Genomic DNA, 14,815 nt, shown 5'->3' with positions numbered 1-14,815 from the left:
ATCTGCAGGCTGAACACATCCAGAGGGGGAGGAACCCAATGAAGCGTTTTTCGAGAGCCGCCGTGCTCGGTGCAACGGCTTTGGCTGCCGGTCTTGTGAGCGCTGCCGCTCAGGCCCAGGTCGAAATCATCACTGTTACCGCCCAGAAGCGTGAGCAGACCCTGCTTGAGGCCCCTGTGGCCGTCACCGCCGTCACCGGCGAGACGCTGCAAGAGGCGCAGATCCGCGACGCGGCTGACCTGCAAACCCTCGTGCCGTCGCTCAGCGTCGGCGAGTTTGCAGCGTCCACCAACCAGACCTTCTCGATCCGGGGTCTGGGTTCGAGCTCGTTCAACCCCGGCGTCGAGCCGTCGGTTGGTGTGTTCATCGACGGCGTGTACGTTCCCCGTCAGGGCGCGTCGATCAACGACTTCCTGTCGCTGGAGCGTGTCGAGGTCATCCGCGGTCCGCAATCGACCCTGTTCGGCCGCAACACGCCCGCCGGTGTCGTCAGCTTCCACACCCGCCAGCCGGAATTCGAGTTTGGCGCTGAAGGCGAAGTGACGGTCGGCAATTACAATGCCCGCGTTGTCGGCGCGACGGTTACCGGTCCGCTGGTGCAGGACGTCCTGGCCTTCCGCCTCGACGGCAATATCAACCAGCGCGATGGCTTCATCGAGAACATTGACGGGCGCGAGTTCAACAATCGCGACCGTTGGAGCGCCCGCGGCCAGCTGCTGTGGGACAATGGCGGCGCCACGACGGCCCGCTTCATCGCCAGCGCCAGCAATATCGACGAAAACTGCTGCGCAGCACCGTTCTCGTTCGTTTCGCCGCTGGAGCAGTTCGCGCTGACCACGCTCGGTGCGACGCTGCCGACGCAAAACCCGCATGACGGCACGACCGCCATCAATGGCCCGCTGCGCAGCCAGGTTGATACCTGGGGCGTATCTGCCGAGTTCAATCATGATTTCGGCGCCTTCACGCTGACCTCGATCACCGCCTACCAGAACTACGAGGAAGACCAGGTCATCGATGCCGACTTCACCACGCTCGATGCCGCTGGTGCCCATCAGCAATTCCAGGAATATGACGCCTTCACCCAGGAATTCCGCTTCGCGTCCAACGCGGGCGAGAACTTCGACTGGATGGGCGGCCTGTTCTATTACAACAACTCGCTGACCTTCCAGAACGAGACGCCCTACGGCTCGCAACTGCAAGCCTTTGCTGACCTTGCGTCCGGCCTCGTGCCTGCGGTTGCCCAGCTCGCCGCTGGCCTTGGCCTTCCGGCCGGTTCGGGCATTCCGAGCATCTTCAACACGATCATCGGCGGCAATAACGCTACCGGCGTTGGCGCACTGGTTCCGACCCCGTCGGGCAACCCGATCCCGATCCTGCCGGCTGGCGGCTATCTGGCTGCCGGTCAGGGTCTTGTGAACGAGACCTACAATTATGACACCGAAGCCTGGTCTGCCTTTGGTCAGGTTGACTGGCGTGTGACCGACCGGTTCACGATCACGGCAGGTCTGCGCTACTCGCGCGAGACCAAAGACTATGTGCCGAACGTGACGATCAACGATCCGTTCTCGCAGCTGAACGCGATCCAGCTGGGTCAGGACCTGCGCCTGCCTAGCCCGACGACCTGTGCAGCCTTCCCGACCGGCGATTCCTGCGCCTTCTTCGTGCCGGCAATCCTGGCGGCCGGTGGTGCACCGTTCAATCCGGCAGTGCCGCTCACCCCGGCTCAGGCTGCGGACCCGAACATCAACTTCCTGCTGTCGCTGCTGGGTGGTTCGGGCCTCCAGTTCAACGTCGTCAACGCGCCGTTCCAGCCTGGTTCGCGCACCGACGAGAACGTCTCCGGCTCGATCATTTTCGGCTATGACTGGAGCGACAACCTGAACACCTATCTGAGCGTCGGCACCGGCTACAAGCCGGGTGGCTTCTCGCTCAACTCCAACTCGGCGGCGACCGGCATCTTCCAGTATGAGGAAGAGACCACGCTGAACATCGAGGTTGGCGTCAAGGGCACCGCCTTCGATAACCGCATGGTCTACGCCATCGCGGTGTTCGACCAGACCAACAAGGACTTCCAGACGGAAACCTTCGTCGGCGGCGGCTTCTATCTCGACAATGCCGGCGAAATCTCCGTGCGGGGCCTCGAGGTTGAAGCCACGATCGCGCCGACCGACAATCTGGTCATCGCGGGCGGCTTCACCTGGCTGTTCCAGAACCGCTATGAGAGCTACGAGTTCGGGCCGTGCCCGCGTACCTCGTCGCTCACCCTGCCGCAACTGGCCGGCAACCCGCTCTTCGCGGACTGCCTGGCTGACCGCATCAACCAGAACGGTTTCCGTGGCCGCTTCAACGACCTCTCGGGCGTGGACCGTGGCAACCCGGAATTCTCGGGCTTCCTGACGGCTGCCTACACCCAGCCGATCGGCAACAATCTCGAGCTGTCGCTGCGCGGTGAGGCGTCCTACGTGTCCAGCCAGAACCTGGCTGGTACCCTCACCCCGATGCCGACCTTCGAGCAGGATGCCATCACCCTGCTGAACGGCTCGGTGGGTATTGGTGCGCAGGACGGTGCCTGGTCGCTGCAACTGTGGGGCCGCAACCTCTCTGACGAGGAATACTTCCGCGGTACGTTCTTCTCCGTGGGTACGCCGGGTCCGAGCACCAACTCCTACCCGAGCAATCCGCGCACCTACGGCCTGACGCTGCGGGCGCGCTTCTAGACCTCGCCTACCCCTTTCGGGGATGATCGGGCCGGGAGGGCGACCTCCCGGCCTTTTCGTGCCCGTTGGCCGGCTACGGTCTGGAAAGGGCAGACCTGCCACCCGGATTGACGGAGACATTCATGGTTCGCTGGGTACTCAAATGCCTTGCTGTCCTTGCAGGATTGCTGCTGATCGCTGTACTGGCAGCGCTTTTCATCGGGCGGTCCCTGTTTGCCGAGCCGGGTGTCGAGCGCCTTGGGTCGGTCCGCGAGGCGCTTGGCGAGGCCGGGGTGCTCTTCGTGTTCGCTCACCCCGATGACGAGATCACCGCCAATGCGCTGATGGCCCGCGCGGTGGATGAAGGCGTGCCGGTTCACCTTTTCACCGCTACGCGCGGAGAGGCCGGCACCCAGTATCCGCCTGTTGTCGACCAGCCCCATCTGGGCGTGGTGCGGGAGGCAGAAGCCAGAAAGCACGGCTTTGCTCTGGGAGTTGCCTCGCACACCGTGCTCGATCTGGGCGATGGTCAATTGCGCCAGCGCCCGTTCGACGAGCTGGTAGAGCGCGTCGCTGCCGAAATCACGCGGACGCGCCCGTCCGCGGTGGTCACCTTTCACCCTGAGAGCGCCATATCACTGCATCCGGACCACATGGCGATAGGCGAGGCGGCGCGCCGGGCCGTCGAGGCACTCGGGGAAGAGGCGCCGCGCCTCGTTTACGTGCTGGCACCGCGCCCCGGACTTCGCCGATTTGGCGGCGAGCGCGGGCAGCTGATTGCCGAGATCCAGCCTGACCCGGATTTCGCCGTGCCGTCGCCCTCACGGGACAAGCAACGTGCCTGGCGCATCCATGAAAGCCAGTCGCGCTATCTTCAGGCGACTTACGGTATCGGTCCGCGCGTGATGTATGCGCTTTGGACAGAGGAGTATTACGCCTTTGCCGGTCCAGCTGACTGACAGACTGGTCAATGGCTTGCGCTGGGGCGTCAAAGTCCGCCATATTCCAGCGTATGGGTGACAGTCCGCTTGCCATACTCGCAGTGCTTGGCGTTTCCGCCTTGGCGGTCAGCGCGCTGATTGTGCTGAACCGGCTTATCGGCGGATGGACGGATATCCGTTTTGACGATCTGGCCTTGCCATCCCGGCGGCTCGAGGAAGATGTGACGGGCTTCCGGGCCGGTGAGGGTGTTCTCAGCTCCGACCGGCTCGCAGCCCTTGTGATGGAAGCGGGCGGAGAGCGGCTCGGACTGGTATTGGCACGGGCAAACCGGTCGGTTACGCGCGCGCTGCGCCCCGGCGAGATTTCCCGCATCGAGGCTGATGGCCATCGCTTCCATATCCATTTCGACGACTTCACCCTGCCGCGGGTGACAATCGATCTTGATGAAGATGCGGCCGCTGGCTGGGGGGAGCGGATGCGGGCCTTCGTCCGCCAGTCATCACCGGCCGCGCATGGAGAGGCACATGCCCGAGCTTCCTGATCCGATCCTGATCGCGATACCTTTCTTCGTGGCGCTGATCGTCGCGGAGATGATCTATGCGCGCTTTACCGGAAATGCCGAGTTCGAGCCCAAGGATACCGCCGCAAGCCTCGCCATGGGGCTTGGAAACACGGTTTCAGGCGTACTTCTGGGCTTCGTCGCGCTCAGCTGGTTCACCTGGATCGAGCAGTTCGCGATCTTCGATGTCGGCTGGGCCTGGTGGGCCTTCGTCCTCTGCTTCGTGCTCGATGATTTTCTGTATTACTGGTCCCACCGCTTTGCCCACACGGTGCGCTGGTGGTGGGCGGATCATGTGATCCATCACTCGTCCCAGCACTACAACCTGTCGACAGCCCTGCGTCAGCCCTGGCTGAGCCCGCTGACCTTCAAGTTCATCTTCTTCGGCTCATGGCTGATCGTGCTGGGCTTTCCCATCGCGATGGTCGCCTTCGTGGGTGCGCTGAACCTGGTCTACCAGTTCTGGATTCACACCGAGACCGTAAAGCGCCTGCCTGCGCCGATTGAATGGCTGTTCAACACGCCGTCGCACCACCGCGTCCACCATGCGACGAACCCGCTCTATCTTGACCGCAATTACGCCGGCGTATTCATCATCTGGGACCGGATGTTCGGGACGTTCCAGCGCGAGCTGGACGAGGAGAAGTGCCGCTATGGCATCGTCAAGAATCTCGGCACCCACAACCCGATCCGCATCTGCCTGCATGAATGGGTCGGGATCGTGAAGGATGTCAGTTCTGCAAAATCCTTCCGTGATGCGCTTGGCTACTGGCTTGGTCCGCCGGGATGGTCGCCCGATGGCAGCCGGGACAGCTCCAGGATCATCAAGCAGCGCTGGGCCGAGGAGCAAGCGAGGCGCGGTGGAGCCGCAACGGGCTCTGGTGAAGATGATCCGGGCACGCCGGCGCCCCGGCCTGCCGTGGCACCCGCCGAATAGGCTTTACGGTCCTTCGACCACAAAACCGTTGGCCTCCAGCCGCTCGCGCACGCCATTACCGCTGCGCAGCCAGCCGCGCGCGGTGATGACGGCGAGCGTCACTCCGCCCTCTGCCAGGGCTGCCTCCATGGCCGTCTGCCACTGGCCGGCATAGTCTATCTCGTCGGAATACTGACCCCCGAGCGTGCTGAGGCCCCCCAGCTCCCGCTCGACCGCGAACTGGCATTGCCGGGCATCCGCGGTGTCTTCCAGCCCTGCCTGCAAGGCACTGGCATCGCCGCGCGCCCAGCTCTGTGCCACCAGCCAGGTCTGCGGCAGGCCCGAGGTTGCAAAATCAATCGCCTCCTCAATGCAGACTGTGTTCGTTTCAGCAGAAAAATCACCGGCGCGGCGCATCAGGTCGCTGATGTCAGAGACGGCAAGCGAATAGGTCTGGACCGGACGGGTCGGCACGCGTGCCCGGCGGGCGAGGCGCGCCACCGCATCCGTCACGCTTTCGGAGCTGCTGACGCCTATGCTGGCTGCGGCTTCCCCGATCAGCATGTTGGCCTGGAAGAAGGGGTGCAGACGGCGCGTATCGAGGTTTGCAAGCTCGCCTTCCAGCGCATCCTCGCTGACCGGGTCCAGACGTGAAACATCGCCGGTATCGCCGCCATTGCGGCGTTCCTGGCGCAGCCGGTCACGGCGCACGTGTGCGGTGGCAAGGGCGGTGTCAAACTGTGCAGCCAGGTCAGGCCCGACGCGGTCCGCCAGGGTCGTACCGCGCGGCATGAACAGGCGCGAGCGGTTGAACAGCACCGTACGCAGCATCATCGCCACGATCCGGGTTGTGCTGATGGCTCCGGCATCAATCTCGAAATCGGTCAGAACCAGGCTGGCTTCCTCGAGCACGCTCTCCACCGGCCGGTCATTCCATTCGAGGCCCTCGGGCAGCCAGCCGACGGTCGCAAAAACATATATCTCGCCGGGGCGCTCCGGATGTGTAACCCGCCAGAGCTGTGGTCCGGATCGTTCACCCCGGACCACGATAACCTCTTCGGGAGAAGCCGGACTGGCCGCGCGGTCCTGATGAGCGAAGGCCGGCATTGCGGCGAGGCCAATGAGGAGGGCGGGGAGCACGGCGCGCAACATGCGGGATGTCCTTTCAGAGCGGTCCCTACCCATGTGCGAGGCGGTCTCCGCGCGCCAGTGAAATCCTGTTCACAATATTTCACTGACTGGTTAGTCAGGGGTAGACAGGCTGCCTATCCCTGCGTCATGCTCCACAAGTCCGGAGAAACCTTTCGCTGGACACAACGAGGACCGGGCAGCGCCCGGCAACAGACCGCACGCGCTGCACCAGGCCCCGCTACGGAGGAGAGCTGAAGCGATGACGGCGTTGCGCGATCTGTACCCGATGCCCGGGATCGATGATCACTGGCATGTTCCCCAGCAATTTGATGCCGTCTTCGACTGGCGCTTCGATGAGGGCCGCACGACGCTCATGCACCTTTACCAGAAGGGCAAGGACATGCAGTGGGATGCGCTGAGCCGCATCGACTGGACGCAGGAGCTTGATCCGGAAAACCCGATGCAGATGCCCGATGAGGCCGTTGCCATCTACGGCTCTGACATCTGGAACAGGATGACCAAGAAAGAGCGCATCAATCTGCGCCGCCATACTCAGGCCTGGAATATCAGCCAGTTCCTGCAAGGTGAGCAGGCAGCGCTGCTGGCCGCGTCGAAGATTGTTTCTTCCGTGCCGGACCTCGATGCGAAGTTCTACGCCGCCACACAGGTGATGGACGAGGCCCGCCATGTGGAGGCCTACCGCCTGCTGCAAGGCAAGTTTGGCGTCGCCTATCCGATGACCGATCCGCTGCAGGAACTGGTCAATGATGCACTTCGCGACTCGCGCTGGGACGTGACCTATCTGGCCATGCAGGTCGTGATCGAAGGGCTGGCGCTGGCAGCGTTCGGCACGATCCGAGACCTCGCCCAGAACCCGCTGGCGCGCATGGTCAACGCCTATGTGATGGAAGACGAGGCGCGCCACGTCGCCTTTGGCCGTCTGTCGCTGCGCGACTATTATCCGCAACTGACCCAGAAAGAGCGCGACGAGCGCGAGGAATTCCTAGTCGAGGCCTGCTATCTCATGCGTGACCGCATGACCCAGAGCCACGAGCTCTACGACGTGCTCGATCTGCCGGCGGCAGAGTGCAAGGAGTTCGTTGAAAATTCCGAGATCGTGAAGCTCTACCGCACCCTTCTCTTCCAGCGCATCGTGCCGATCGTGAAGGATATCGGCCTGTGGGGGCCGCGTATCCGCAAGGCCTATGAGGACATGGGTGTGCTGCACTATGCCGAGCTGGACCCGCAAACCCTGCAGGATGATGATGAGCGCATCGCCGCGCAGATCGATGCCGCCAAGGCGCGCAGCGATTACGTGCATGCGGTCGCGGGGCTGGCGGAGTAGGGATTAGCGCCAGCCTGCCGGGTTGGTTGCCGCCTTACCCCTCATACGCTGCCTTGAGGGCCGCGATATCGAGCTTCTTCATCTGGAACATGGCTGTGCGGGCGCGGCTGCGTCCGTCCGGGTCCGGTCCGTTGATGTAGTGCGGGAGGTCCTTCGGGATGATCTGCCAGCTGAGGCCATATCGGTCGACCAGCCAGCCGCATTGTTCTGCCTCTGGCACGGTCGTCAACGCATTCCAGATGCGGTCGGTCTCCGCCTGGCCGGAGGTGAAAACCTGTATCGACTGGCCGGGCGTAAAGCCAAAGCCGTGATCCATGGGCGAGTCAAAGGCGATGAAGGGCTTTCCCGCAATCCGGTACTGGCCGTGCATCAACAGGCCCTCATTCGCGCCCGTGCCCTGGGGATAGTGGCTCACCTCGACCGGCTCAAAGCCGCCGAGGATTTCGCCATAACGAGCCATGGCTTCCTCGGCCTTTCCAGCCGCGCCTTGCGTGAACATGAGGGCCGGGACGATTGTCTGGTTAAGCTTGCCCGGATCGGCCGTCATCAGTTGCCAGCTGACCCCGAACCGGTCCTGAACCCAGCCATAATGCTCGCACCAGGGGTAGCTCCCCAGCTCCATCATGGCCTTGCCGCCCTCCATCAGGGCTGACCAGAGGCGGTCGATTGCTCCCCGGTCATTGATGAAGACAAAGAAGGACATGGACGGGTTGGGGGTGAAATGCGGCCCGCCATTCAAGAGCATGATATCCTGCCCTCCAAGGGTCAGCTCAATGCTCATTACGCTTCCGTCGGCCTGTCCGTGATGCTCCACCCCTTCCGGGCTGAAGCGGGCGGTCCGGGTGATCGCAGCATCAGGGAAAAGGCCGGCATAAAAATGCGCAGCCTCTTCGGCCCATCCGTCTGACCAGATGCATATCGCGGTGCTTGCCATGGTCGTGCGTGCCTTTCGGGCTAAAGGTCAACCACGGGGATGAAACCGCCATAGATCATCCGCTTGCCATCAAAGGGCATCGGATTGTGTTCAGGGCTGAAGCGAGGGTCTTCCATCGCCTTTGCCATGCCGGCCTCGCAGGCTTCCTTCGAGGGCCAGACATACCAGGAGAAGACGACCGTCTCGTCCGGCTTCGCCTTCACGGCCATCGGGAAAGAGGTCACTTCGCCATCGGGCACATGATCGCCCCAGCACTCCATGCATTTGAGAACGCCGTACTCCTTGAAAACTTCAGCGCCTTCGCGGGCATGCTTGATGAAAGCCTCCTTGTTGGCATTCGGTACGGCAAGCACGAAGCCTTGGATGTATTGAGCCATTTTCCTGTCCTCCCTGACCTAGCTTGTGGTTTTTGAAATCAGGCCTCGTTGAAGGCCCACTGGATGTCGAACGGGTCACGCATCAGGCCCCAGCGATCACCCCAGAACTGTTTCTCAAATGGCATGACAATCTCGCACCCTGCCTCGACAGCGCGGTTCCAGCGCGCTTCGGCATCACTGACGACGATCTGCAGATGCATGCCCTCGCGCTGAGGGGGCGTGGCGGCGTAATCGGTCATCATCATCGTGCCGCCATTGATCTCGATCTGGCAGTGCGCGACACGCCCGGCACTCTGGCCGGGAACATGGCCGATTATTTTCGCGCCGAGGGCCTTTTCGTAAAAGGCAGCCGCCTCGAGCGCGCGCCCGCCCATGTCCAGATAGGGGATCACCCCTCTTGTCGTGTCGGGGTTGGCCTTGGCCTGGGTGAGATCGGTCATGTTTGGTGTCCTCGCATTCGGGGCGCGGTCAGAAGCTGCCAGTGCGGACAGGTCCTGCGGGCTTGTAAGTGCTGATGATGACGCCGGACGGGGCCGCCTTGGAGCGGATCAGCTGGAGTTCGGTGGCCGCGGCCGTGCCGGAGAACAGCCGCTTTCCCTTGCCGAGCAAGACCGGGAATACCAGCAGGACCAGCTCGTCGGCGAGGCCGCTGGCGATCAGTACCGGCGTCAGCGTCGAGCTGCCCCAGACGATGAGATCTGGACCTATGCCAGCTTTGATCTCGCGCAGGCGTTCGACGATATTCGCGCCAAGGCCGTCGGCAGGTCCCCACATCAGACTGTCAGGTCTGCTCGTGGCGACATATTTTCTGGCGTTATTGAGGTTGTCCGCCATGGCGTCGGTCTGGCCGGGCCAATGTGCCGCGAAAATGTCATAGGTGCGCCGGCCGAGGAGCAAATCGGAACCGTCCGGATGCGCCAGTCCGATGGCCTTGCCCACCTCCTCGTCGAAATGCGGAAAGGCCCAGCCGCCATGGCTGAAGCCGCTTTCGGGATCCTCCTCCGGCCCGCCAGGCGCTTGTATCACACCGTCCAGCGATATGTGCTCGATGATCCGGATCGTTCTCATGCGGCGCTCCTTTGCCCTGAGGGCGCAGGCGCGGCGCCGAACAGGAATTCGAAATAGCGTTTCAGATGAACCACAGCGTCCAGCGCCGGGCCCTTGTCACCGGCCGCCTTGGCGGTGATGAACCCGCCCTGGAGAACCGTCTGGGTGAAGAGCGCGAGGCTTTTTGCCGACAGGGGCGCGCCCAGCCCGCGAGCATCCATGGCCGCCTGAATGTCAGCCTCCAGCGTGGCGGCATGCCCGGTGATCGACCGGTTGCAGGCATCGCGAATGGCGTCGCTGGAACCATAGGCCTCCTGCACCATCGTCCCGGCAAGGCAGGTAAACTCGGCCACCTCGCCGTCGATCAGTGCGCCACGGAAATCGAGATAGGCCATGACCCGGTCCAATGGATCGGCGGGCTGGTGATAGGGCGCGCTTGCAAACAGGGCCGATGTCGTCTCCGACCAGTAATCGGCCGCGGCTGCGCCCAGCGCTTCCTTGCTGTCGAAATGATGAAAGAAGGCGCCCTTGGTGACGCCCGCCGCCTTGCACAGCGCATCCACGCTGGTGGCGGCAAAGCCTTGCTCTCGCACCAGCTTCAAAGCGGTTTCAAGAAGCCGGATGCGTGCTTCCCCGCGCGGTATCCGGGCTTGCTGCAAAGAGGGCTCGTCTGTTTCCATAGATAGAACATACCAACCGGTTGGTATTTGACAAGCGGGATCTTCCCACTGGTTCCGCCTATGGGCCACTCCGAATGGCGATGCGTGAAGGCCGGGCGGTGATGCCTGCCGGTGAGGCGGAGCGGCATGACGTCATTTCTGGTTTGCGCAAAGTGGCTTGCCGGCCTGCCCGCATGCGCCTAGCGCACGTAGCTGGACAGGGGAGTGCGATGTACACCATTCGCGAGGACGATCTTGAGGGCGAACCGGTCCGGGCGCTTCTTGCCTTTCACCTGGCAGGCATGCAGGCCGGGTCGCCGCCTGACAGCGTGTTTGCGCTGGACCTTTCCGGCCTGAAACATCCGGCCATTACCGTGTGGACGGCGTGGCGGGGCGATGAGCTGGCGTGTGTGGGTGCACTGAGGACGCTTTCAGCACGCCATGGCGAAATCAAGTCAATGCGGGTGCATCCCGGCTTCGCCGGACAGGGAGCGGGAGCTGCCATTCTTGACCACATCATCGCCGCAGCGCGGACACGCGGCATGGTACGGCTCAGCCTTGAAACGGGGCGTGCGCCGGCATTCGAAGCCGCCATCCGTCTCTATGCCCGGCGCGGCTTCCTGCCGGGTGACGCGTTTGGCGATTATCCGCAGACCGCGTTCAACCAGTTCTTCCATCTCGATCTGGAAGCGGTGGCCTAGAGGCCGGCAATCACGTTTCTGACGACCTTGAAGACGGGTTCGCTCATGGCGTGCCCGTGCGCAGGCACGATGGTCAGGCTGGCATTGGGCGCAGCGCTTTTCAGGTCGAAGGCCGACTGCAGCGGGCAGACCATGTCATAGCGGCTGTGTACGATATGGACCGGCATTGTCAGGCGCGCGGCTTCGTCCAGCAACTGCCCTTCGGCAAGGAAGCAGCCTTGCGTGAAGTAATGCGCTTCGATCAGCGCGGTTGAGACCAGCTTGTCGCGTCCCTTGTTGCGGCAGCCCTGCAGTGCGCTTTGCGGCGTTGCCTCCAGATGGGAGAGCAATTCCTCATAGGCCGTCCAGCGGAAGATCATGCTGTCTGCCAGTGCTGTCTCATGTTCTGGATCATCCAGCCGGGCAAGCAGCGGCGCTCCGGCTGCCAGTTCTGTCTGCATGGCGTCCAGCGCCCAGCGGGCGAAGGCTGGTGGATCATCGTGCAGCGCTTCGGGCACGCCACGCATCAGCCAGTCATGGGCGTCGGGATAGACTGCCCCTGCACCGGCTTTGCCATGCCACCAGTCCAGCTCGCGCCGTGTGGCGAGGAAAACGCCTTCAACAAGAAGGTTGGCTGCGCGCTCAGGGTGGGCCTGTGCATAGGCGAGCGCCAGGGTGGAGCCCCAGCTGGCCCCCATCACGCAGTCGAAGTGTGTGAGGCCCAGATGTTCGCGCAGCGCTTCGATATCCGCGATAAGGTGCGCGGTAGTGTTGGCGTGGAGCTCGAAGAGCGGTGCTGACCGGCCGCAGCCGCGCTGGTCGAACTGGATGGTTTCCCAGATCGACGGGTCGGCATAGCGGCGATGGCGCGCCGTCGCGCCGGAGCCCGGCCCGCCATGCAGGAAAAGCAGGGTGCGCCCGCCCGCCTTGCCGGACCGCTCCCAATAGAGGGAGTGGCCGTCAGTGACAGGCAAGAGCCCCGCCTCGCGGGCGGCGATATCCGGAAAGAGCGCGCTGTGCAGGCTTGTTTCGCTCACACTCAGGACCGGTCGGGGCTGCGCGGTGCGGTGAGGTTGGCGATCAGGTCACCAGCCATGGGGAAGACGATTGTGTTGGTCCCTTTCTGGCCGATATCGGCCAGCGTGCCGAGATAGCGGAGCTGCATCGCACCTTCCTGCGTGGCAAGAATTTCTGCGGCCTCTGCGAGCTTGGCAGCGGCCTGCTGTTCGCCCTCAGCGGCGATGACTTTCGCGCGCCGCTCGCGCTCGGCTTCGGCCTGACGGGCAATGGCGCGGATCATGGACTGGTCCAGATCGACGTGCTTGATCTCGACATTGGAGACCTTGATGCCCCAGGCCTCGGTCTGGGAGTCGAGGATTTCCTGAATGTCCGCATTGAGCTTGTCGCGCTCTGCCAGCATCTCGTCGAGATCATGCTTGCCAAGGACAGAGCGCAAGGTGGTCTGGGCAAGCTGGCTCGTCGCCTCGCGGAAATCGCTGACCTGATTGATCGCGCGCTGCGGATCGACAATCCGGTAATAGAGAACGGCGTTGACGCGCACAGACACGTTGTCCTGGCTGATGACATCCTGGCTCGGCACGTCTTCGGCAACGATGCGCAGATCGACCTTCACCATCTGCTGGACGATCGGGATGAGCAGGATCAGGCCGGGGCCGGACGTGCCCGAATAGCGCCCCAGCGTGAAGACGACGCCGCGCTCGTACTCGCGCAGGATCTTGATCGCCGATGAGAGGAAGGCGAAGACGGCGGCCGCAAGGGCCATCAGAACGCCGATATTCATGCCGAGTTCGGCCATGGGTCTCTCCTGTCTTGGATGCGGGGCAGCAGCGTCAGTTGCGGCCCGATGATTTCACTTTCAGGGTCAGTCCGTCCACAGCAACCACTTTCACACTGTCACCCGGTTGCAGTGCGTCGCTGGAAACGGCCTGCCAGCGTTCGCCTTCGACCTGTACGTGACCAGCGCCATTGGCCCAGCTGAGGACGGTTCCGGGCGCGCCGGTCAGGCCCTCGCGTCCGGTAACGACCTTTCGCGCCTGGGCTGCCAGCCCGTAGCTTCCGGCCAGCAGGACCGAGACGCCCAGGATCGCGCTCATCGCCAGTACCATCGGCCAGTCAATGCGCAGGCCTTCAATATCGGTATCGACCAGCATCAGCGCGCCAATGCCAAACGCGACGACGCCGCCGAGCGCGAGAAGGCCATAGGACGCCACGAACACTTCCGCGATCAGCAGGCCCAGTCCCAGCACGATCAATGCGGCGCCCGCATAGTTCAGGGGCAGGGTGTTGAGCGCATAGAGGCCGACAAGGATGCAGATCAGCCCGGCGATGAAGGTGATCGGCTCCAGCCCGTTATAGAAGCTCACCAGAAGGCCGATAAAGCCGAGATTGAGGAGCAGGAAGGCGATATTCGGGTCGGTGATGACTGAGAGAATCTGCAAGGGCAGGCTCATCGAAACCGTCTCGACCGAGGCGCCTTCGAGGGCCAGCACGACCTCCTCCCCATTTGCCAGAGCCACGCTGCGTCCGCTCGCAAGGGTAAGAAGATCGGTCGTGGACGCGGCCACGAAATCGGCCACGCCCTCTTCAACAGCTTCGCTATAGGTCAGGCTGACGCCTTCACGCACTGCGCGCTCCGCCCAGTCGGCATTGCGGCCCCGGAGTTCGGCCAGTGCGCGGATATAGGCCACCGAATCGTTGACCATCTTGTTGCGCATGGCCTGATCATTGCCAGGCGCGGCGGGGCTTACCGGTTCAGACTGCGGCTCCGTCGCGTCTCCGAGCGCCTCGCCGGATTCCGTAGTGCCGTCGTCACTGTCCTGCGGCGTCTCTGGCGGGCTCTCCGGCGCGCCGCCCATAGTGACAGGCGTTGCCGCGCCGATGGTCGTGCCCGGTGCCATGGCGGCCACATGGGCAGCATAGAAGATATAGGCCCCGGCACTGGTCGCCCGTGCCCCCGACGGGGCTACATGAACAATCACGGGGACGTTGGAGGCAAGGATAGCAGTATTGATGTAGCGCATCGCATCCACCAGGCCGCCGGGCGTATCCATCTCGATGATGACGGCATCGGCGCGGCCTTGCGCCGCTTCCAGCGCCCGCACCACATGGGTGGTCCGGGCAGGGCCGATCGCGCCCTGCAGTGTGACACGGTGAACCTGCGGGCCGTCAGAGGCGTTCTCTTGCGCGGCCGCACTCCACAGGACGGCCAGGCCCAGACAGATCAGCGCCAGCGATATGGGCCGCAAGACAGAGGCAGGAAGGGATAAGCGAGTGACCATGAGGGAAGGCCTCGGCTCTGCACACAGGAACAGGATCAAACCTAGCGTGAAAGGGGCGTGCGCCCAAGGCAAACCGGAGGCGGGGCTGGCCAATTTCAGCGCCGGAGCGCGCGCATGAGCCTGTCGGAACGCTTTGCCCGCTGGGCGCGCGGGCCGCAATCGGGCCTTGCCCTTTTCACTGCCTCCTTCCTCGAGGCGACGATCCTGCCAGTCCCCATCGAGATGCTGAT

The 14,815-nt window shown here is 63.3% G+C and carries 15 protein-coding genes; 6 read left to right on the top strand and 9 right to left on the bottom strand.

Annotated elements, in window-relative coordinates; translation table 11 throughout:
- Positions 1 to 38: 38 nt before the first annotated feature.
- The 4 genes from ACTS2Z_RS03605 to ACTS2Z_RS03590 all read left to right on the top strand — a co-directional run bounded on the left by ACTS2Z_RS03605 (position 39) and on the right by ACTS2Z_RS03590 (position 5,134).
- Positions 39 to 2,717, top strand: a complete 2,679-nt coding sequence (locus ACTS2Z_RS03605) for a TonB-dependent receptor (protein WP_442571862.1) — start codon at positions 39 to 41, stop codon at positions 2,715 to 2,717.
- 122 nt (positions 2,718 to 2,839) lie between these two features.
- Positions 2,840 to 3,655, top strand: coding sequence for a PIG-L deacetylase family protein (locus tag ACTS2Z_RS03600; RefSeq protein ID WP_442571861.1), 816 nt, complete (start codon positions 2,840 to 2,842; stop codon positions 3,653 to 3,655).
- 11 nt (positions 3,656 to 3,666) lie between these two features.
- On the top strand, positions 3,667 to 4,179 hold the full coding sequence (locus tag ACTS2Z_RS03595) for a hypothetical protein (protein ID WP_442571860.1): 513 nt from the start codon (positions 3,667 to 3,669) through the stop codon (positions 4,177 to 4,179).
- On the top strand, positions 4,163 to 5,134 hold the full coding sequence (locus tag ACTS2Z_RS03590; RefSeq protein WP_442571859.1) for a sterol desaturase family protein: 972 nt from the start codon (positions 4,163 to 4,165) through the stop codon (positions 5,132 to 5,134). Before ACTS2Z_RS03595 ends, ACTS2Z_RS03590 begins: the two co-directional genes overlap by 17 nt.
- Positions 5,135 to 5,137: 3 nt before the next feature.
- On the opposite strand, the gene ACTS2Z_RS03585 is transcribed toward ACTS2Z_RS03590, so the two are convergent.
- Positions 5,138 to 6,265, bottom strand: coding sequence for a TraB/GumN family protein (locus ACTS2Z_RS03585; protein WP_442571858.1), 1,128 nt, complete (start codon positions 6,263 to 6,265; stop codon positions 5,138 to 5,140).
- A gap of 238 nt (positions 6,266 to 6,503) precedes the next feature.
- Here ACTS2Z_RS03585 and ACTS2Z_RS03580 point away from each other — a divergent pair, with 238 nt between their 5' ends.
- Positions 6,504 to 7,589, top strand: coding sequence for a ferritin-like domain-containing protein (locus ACTS2Z_RS03580; protein ID WP_442571857.1), 1,086 nt, complete (start codon positions 6,504 to 6,506; stop codon positions 7,587 to 7,589).
- Positions 7,590 to 7,623: 34 nt separating this feature from the next.
- Here the strand turns inward: ACTS2Z_RS03580 and ACTS2Z_RS03575 are convergent, their stop codons facing one another.
- The 5 genes from ACTS2Z_RS03575 to ACTS2Z_RS03555 are packed head-to-tail and all read right to left on the bottom strand — an operon-like array spanning position 7,624 to position 10,606.
- Complete coding sequence (locus ACTS2Z_RS03575; RefSeq protein WP_442571856.1) at positions 7,624 to 8,523, bottom strand: VOC family protein; 900 nt, start codon at positions 8,521 to 8,523, stop codon at positions 7,624 to 7,626.
- Positions 8,524 to 8,543: 20 nt separating this feature from the next.
- A complete protein-coding gene (locus ACTS2Z_RS03570; RefSeq protein ID WP_442571855.1) occupies positions 8,544 to 8,900 on the bottom strand; it encodes a DUF1428 domain-containing protein in 357 nt (118 codons plus the stop codon).
- 38 nt (positions 8,901 to 8,938) lie between these two features.
- On the bottom strand, positions 8,939 to 9,340 hold the full coding sequence (locus tag ACTS2Z_RS03565) for a VOC family protein (protein WP_442571854.1): 402 nt from the start codon (positions 9,338 to 9,340) through the stop codon (positions 8,939 to 8,941).
- A gap of 28 nt (positions 9,341 to 9,368) precedes the next feature.
- Complete coding sequence (locus tag ACTS2Z_RS03560) at positions 9,369 to 9,968, bottom strand: dihydrofolate reductase family protein (RefSeq protein ID WP_442571853.1); 600 nt, start codon at positions 9,966 to 9,968, stop codon at positions 9,369 to 9,371.
- The gene (locus tag ACTS2Z_RS03555; RefSeq protein WP_442571852.1) at positions 9,965 to 10,606 is read right to left on the bottom strand and encodes a TetR/AcrR family transcriptional regulator; all 642 of its coding nucleotides are present in this window, start codon (positions 10,604 to 10,606) and stop codon (positions 9,965 to 9,967) included. Before ACTS2Z_RS03555 ends, ACTS2Z_RS03560 begins: the two co-directional genes overlap by 4 nt.
- 230 nt (positions 10,607 to 10,836) lie before the next feature.
- Between ACTS2Z_RS03555 and ACTS2Z_RS03550 the strand changes: the two genes are divergently transcribed.
- Positions 10,837 to 11,307 (top strand): GNAT family N-acetyltransferase, encoded by a 471-nt coding sequence (locus ACTS2Z_RS03550; protein ID WP_442571851.1) that lies wholly within the window; start codon positions 10,837 to 10,839, stop codon positions 11,305 to 11,307.
- Here ACTS2Z_RS03550 and ACTS2Z_RS03545 read toward each other — a convergent pair.
- Genes ACTS2Z_RS03545 through ACTS2Z_RS03535 form a run of 3 tightly spaced genes read right to left on the bottom strand, consistent with a single transcriptional unit; the run spans position 11,304 to position 14,585 of the window.
- On the bottom strand, positions 11,304 to 12,323 hold the full coding sequence (locus ACTS2Z_RS03545) for an alpha/beta fold hydrolase (protein ID WP_442571850.1): 1,020 nt from the start codon (positions 12,321 to 12,323) through the stop codon (positions 11,304 to 11,306). The two genes, ACTS2Z_RS03550 and ACTS2Z_RS03545, sit on opposite strands and share 4 nt — an antisense overlap.
- Positions 12,324 to 12,325: 2 nt before the next feature.
- Positions 12,326 to 13,087 (bottom strand): slipin family protein, encoded by a 762-nt coding sequence (locus ACTS2Z_RS03540; RefSeq protein WP_442571874.1) that lies wholly within the window; start codon positions 13,085 to 13,087, stop codon positions 12,326 to 12,328.
- Between the two features lie 49 nt (positions 13,088 to 13,136).
- A complete protein-coding gene (locus tag ACTS2Z_RS03535) occupies positions 13,137 to 14,585 on the bottom strand; it encodes an NfeD family protein (RefSeq protein ID WP_442571849.1) in 1,449 nt (482 codons plus the stop codon).
- Positions 14,586 to 14,815: the final 230 nt, after the last annotated feature.

This window comes from Glycocaulis sp. (assembly GCF_052168375.1).
In the GTDB taxonomy this organism is placed as follows: domain Bacteria; phylum Pseudomonadota; class Alphaproteobacteria; order Caulobacterales; family Maricaulaceae; genus Glycocaulis.
Note: the sequence above shows the minus strand (reverse complement) of the source record. Positions and strands in the feature narration are given on the sequence as shown.